This window comes from Sporomusa sp. (genome assembly GCF_035561155.1).
GTDB lineage: Bacteria > Bacillota > Negativicutes > Sporomusales > Sporomusaceae > Sporomusa.
This window is the reverse complement of sequence record NZ_DATMYD010000048.1, coordinates 1-4,852: the sequence shown is the minus strand read 5'-3', so window position 1 is coordinate 4,852 and position 4,852 is coordinate 1. Positions and strand designations below refer to the sequence as shown.

The following is a 4,852-nucleotide window of genomic DNA, read 5'->3' as shown; positions in this document are numbered from 1 at the left end:
TCTAAGCTACCCACCACAGTTTAGTTGTGAATCTTGCGGTGGGGTAATGCATCCACGTTATTACAAAGGGGTTCATGGATTTGAGTACCGACTTTCGGATGTGCTCAATACCAAAGGACCGCGCTAGCGGTTTTTCTTATTACATCACATCTTGTTTTCAAATGAATGCTTAAAAATATGGGAGGTGCAATGTGTGGAGAAATTAACGCCCAAGAAGCTTTTACTACCTCAAGTCCTGGAGTTGATTCGGCATTCTCTTCATACTGTCCAGTACGGACACTTGATTTTAACAATTCAAGATGGGTGTGTAATTAAGATGGAGAGAACAGAAAAGTTCATTTTCTCCTCTAAAAATAAAACAGGGTATATAATGCGCGATGTACCGGCAGGGCAGCACTCATTACAGTCCAAAATTATTGCTCAACTCCAGGGGTTAATGTATGGGCAGTTGATTATCAGGATAGAAGATGGCAAGGTCGACCAAATAGAGAAAACTGAGAAACGACGTATTAACGAATATGAAGGAATACACGGGGATGGTATCTAAATCTCTGGATAAAGCTATGACTATCACATATAAGCTAGGTACTGCATTATATATCAATATTACCAACCGCTGTACGAATAACTGTGTTTTTTGTGTAAGAACCAAATCGGTTGGTGTTTCAGACGGGGTTAATCTTTGGCTTGAGCGAGAACCAATGGTTAATGAAGTTATCAAAGATATTCAACAATGGGATGTTTCTGAGCTAAGCGAATTCGTATTTTGTGGATATGGTGAACCGATGGTGCGCACCGATGCGATTATCGACATCTGCAGGGAACTAAAGAAAAAATATACTACTCCCATTCGTATTAATACAAATGGTCAGGCTAATTTGTTTTACGAACAAGATATCACTCCATTTTTAGCAGGGCTGGTGGACTCTGTTTCTATCAGCATGAACGCGAAAAGTGCTAAGGATTACCAGGAAATATGTCTATCAGAATTTGGTGAAAAAGCCTATGATGCTATGCTGGACTTTGCTGCTAAATGCAAACAATATATCCCAACAGTCACTTTAACGATTGTGGATGTCATGCCTCTAGAAGATATCAGGACTTGTAGGGAGGTCGCACGGCAAATCGGCGTGGATTTCAGAGTAAGGAAACTTGTTGAATAATAATAGTCTAACGGCGATGAACTGATAAACAGTCCATTGCCGTTTAAATTTTTCAGATGAATAGCAGTGGTATGTGGAGCTGATAGTCAGGCTTGCAATTAGCAAATAAAGCTGTTAAAATTAACATGTTAAAAATAATAACTTTTGCATCTAATCAGGAGGACTTGTAATGACGTCTAAAGATAATGACCACCAAACATGGGTTAAATCGATCGTCGGTTTGTATGTGCTAATTCTACTCGAACAAGAACCGATGCATGGTAATAAGATTGCCGAAGAAATACGAAACCGAACCAAGACCGCAATCTCTCCTAATCCTAACGCGTTGTACCCACTACTCAGGGTTATGGAGGAGCGTGGATATATAGCTGGCAACTGGAGTAATCCCGAAACGCGAAATAAACGGGTGTATTCCATAACTGAACAAGGGTTGGCATATATACCCGCGTTACGGGAAAAGGTCAGAATAAGGCTGGATGAATCAGAACGCAAGCTGCAAATATTGCGGGAGGACTTGTTGCACAATTAGAGTGGAGGAGCAAAAATGAGTCGAGAGAAAACGATAAATAAGAAAAAACTAATCGGCATAGCCGGGTTAGTTGTTGCCATAATTGTCTGTGGTGGATTATGGTGGTGGATTAAATATGCCGGGGTAGTATCTACAGATGATGCCAGAGTAAAAGGTACGATTGTTGCTGTAAGCTCGCGGGTATCGGCCCAGATAGACGAAATTATGGTAAATGAAGGCGATGAGGTTCAGGCCGGGCAAGTGATAGCCAAGCTTGACAGCAAAGAGTTGGAAGCGCAAGTTGCGCAAGCCAGAGCTAATCTGACAGCCGCTCAGGCTAAATTGGCGGGAATTAAGGCCGGCAATAGGCCGCAGCAGGTAGCCCAAGCTGAGGCTGGTGCCGAGCAGGCAGCAGCCAATTTAGAAAATGCCCAAAAAATGTATGAGCGGAGCGATACCCTGTACAAAGAGGGAGCGATCTCTGCTCAGCAGCTTGACTCGGCGAGAACAGCTTTGTCTGTTGCTCAGGCCCAGTATCATGCTGCCGGTCAGTCGCTCAGCCTGACCGCAGAAGGTGCCCGTCCGGAAGATATTCAGGCGGCTGCTGCGCAAGTTGAACAAGCGGCGGCCGTGCTAAAAAATGCCGAACTACAATTAAATAACACTGTAATTAAAGCGCCTATTGCCGGTGTTGTTGCTGTAAAATCTGTAGATGCCGGGGAAAGTGTATCGGTAGGTCAGGCTCTGGTTAATATTGCCAACCTAAATGATATATGGGTTGCAGCCAACATCGACGAAACAAATGTAGGCAAAATGCGGGTTGGACAGAACGTTGAATTTAGTATTGACGCTTACCCGGGTAAAACATTTAACGGTGAGGTAAGTGAAATCGGTGCAGCTACCGGATCACAGTTTGCCTTACTGCCAACAGAAAATACCTCAGGTAATTACACCAAAGTTACGCAGAAACTTCCAATAAAAATTAAAGTTACAACAAATGCATCATATACGCTGAAACCAGGCATGTCAGCGATAGTGACTGTGCATGTTAGCTAGTGAAGAGGTGGGCGGGGATGGAACAAGCTAATTCGCCTAACAAGTATCTGGTACTCCTTACAGTTACACTGGGAACAATGCTCAGCGGCTATGTAAGCAGCTCGGTGAATATTGCGTTGCCGAATATTATGCAGGTGTTTGGTTTTACTATGGATTCAGTTGTTTGGGTATCGTTGTCATATATGCTGCCTTATGGCTCCATCCTGCCGATTACAGGCAAATTAGGAGACCAGTTTGGCCGTAAGAAGCTGTATCTCACCGGCTTGAGTATTTTTACAGCTGCGACACTGTTAATAGGTTTGTCCTGGAACAGCACAGTATTAATCTTTTTTCGAATTGTGCAGGGCATAGGTGCAGGTCTGCTATTTCCTAACGCGATGGCTTTAGTTTCGGAAGCATTCCCGCCTCAGGAGCGAGGGAAAGCATTGGGGTTGTGGGGTGCGTTGGCTGCTGCCGGTAGTGCGCTTGGGCCAACGGTTGGCGGGTCCATTGTTGAATACTTGGATTGGCATTTAATCTTTTACTCTATCTTGCCTGTCTCAGTGGCAGGTATTCTACTTGGTGTAAAAGTACTGCAAGAATCAAAGGCAGATCATACTGATGCTACTATTGATTATGTTGGCGGTATGCTGCTGGTAGTTAGTTTGAGCTGTTTGCTGCTGGTGCTCAATCAAGGCTCGAAAGAGGGTTGGTCCTCAGTCTACATTATGAGCCTGAGTATGGCGGCGATACTTTCAATGGGATTATTCTTATTCCTGGAAAGCCATATTGCTAAGCCAATGGTTGACCTTGGCCTGTTCAAAAATACAACCTTTACTATGTCTAATATCGTTGGGTTTCTGTCCTTCATGGCAATGTACGGCGGTTTGTTTCTTTTGCCGTTTTATCTTCGTAATATTCAAGGCTATACCGCCATTCATGCGGGTATAGCTATGCTGCCGCTCACCTTATCGATGGTAGTGCTTGCCCCGGTAGGCGGGCGTCTTGCTGATCGTTTTGGATCAAAAATTCCAGCTTCGGCCGGTATGGCCATTATGGCTGCTGCACTCTATGCTTTTCGTATTCTGGATGATAAAACCCCTTATCCCTATATTGCATTTGGGCTTAGTATCATGGGGATTGGATTGGCGTTAACCATGTCTCCATTATCGAATGGCGTTATGGGGTCGCTGCCCAAAGACAAATTGGGGGTTGGGTCAGGGGTATTCAATCTATTCAAGAATATTGGCGGCAGTGTCGGTGTTGCTGTCATGGGAACATTGCTTGACAGCAGAACTACTTTCCATACAGCTGTTTATGCCAATTACCTAAATACAAGCTCTGACGCAGCCAACCGGACAATAGCAACAATGCAAGGATATTTTGTCCATAGCGGCTTTACGCTTAGTGAAGCCAAGTTAATGGCGTTAGGAATGCTGAAAGGAATGTTGGCAAAACAAGCCGCTGTTCTGGCCTTTGACGATGTGTTTTTGGTTACGGCAGTATTGTGTGCTATCGGCATTGGGCCGGCGCTCTTAATTCGCGATGCCAGGAGGGAGAAAAACAGGGTTGAGCTAGTTAAGGCAGCCGTGGCAGAGGTGAGTTAGGTACCATAAATAGCAGGCCGTACTTTACAAATTTCTAGGAATCTGCTATTTTAGTTATATGCTGATCAGAAAACTGAAGGCCGAAGTTCATCGTGGTGAACTTTGGCCTTTTTTACATGTGCGCCCAGCATGGGCGCTTACTTGTTGGTGAAAGTCCAATACGGGGGTTGATAGTGCCAACCGTTAGCCTAAGACAAGGGTGTCGCTTGTGAGGGCGAATCTGAAGGAAGTCGGCGGCAAAGCTCCGGTCTGAGGAACACGAACTACATATAAGGCATATGTCTGCTGGGCGAGTTTGCATGGCAAAACAAAGCCCTAAACTATCCGAAGCGGGCGGTGTAAATATAGCAGATGGATGGAGTGAAAGTAAGCGTTCTTACCTGGGGAGATCTGACCGGCAAGCTGTGGACAAGAATTTGGAAACGGCAACCCACGCAGTGATGAGTGGCTGAACTGTCAGAAGTCAGCAGAGGTCATAGTACCAAAACGGATATATACGCTTTTGGGAAGGACCGAACAATAGGAGGTTTCCGAATTTT

At 44.7% G+C, this 4,852-nt stretch carries 6 protein-coding genes; all 6 read left to right on the top strand.

Annotated elements, in window-relative coordinates:
• Positions 1–193 precede the first annotated feature (193 nt).
• Positions 194–547, top strand: coding sequence for a DUF2292 domain-containing protein (locus VN447_RS06005; protein ID WP_325523837.1), 354 nt, complete (start codon positions 194–196; stop codon positions 545–547).
• A gap of 16 nt (positions 548–563) precedes the next feature.
• Positions 564–1,163: a TatD family nuclease-associated radical SAM protein gene (locus tag VN447_RS06000; RefSeq protein WP_325523835.1), complete on the top strand. Its 600-nt coding sequence runs from the start codon at positions 564–566 to the stop codon at positions 1,161–1,163.
• Between the two features lie 169 nt (positions 1,164–1,332).
• On the top strand, positions 1,333–1,692 hold the full coding sequence (locus tag VN447_RS05995; RefSeq protein WP_325523833.1) for a PadR family transcriptional regulator: 360 nt from the start codon (positions 1,333–1,335) through the stop codon (positions 1,690–1,692).
• A gap of 15 nt (positions 1,693–1,707) precedes the next feature.
• Entirely contained in the window at positions 1,708–2,727 is a 1,020-nt protein-coding gene (locus tag VN447_RS05990) for an HlyD family secretion protein (protein ID WP_325523831.1), read from the top strand.
• 17 nt (positions 2,728–2,744) lie between these two features.
• Positions 2,745–4,313 carry a DHA2 family efflux MFS transporter permease subunit gene (locus tag VN447_RS05985; protein WP_325523829.1) on the top strand — a complete coding sequence of 523 codons (1,569 nt, stop codon included), beginning with the start codon at positions 2,745–2,747 and terminating at the stop codon, positions 4,311–4,313.
• Between the two features lie 299 nt (positions 4,314–4,612).
• Entirely contained in the window at positions 4,613–4,765 is a 153-nt protein-coding gene (locus VN447_RS05980; RefSeq protein WP_325523827.1) for a hypothetical protein, read from the top strand.
• Positions 4,766–4,852: the final 87 nt, after the last annotated feature.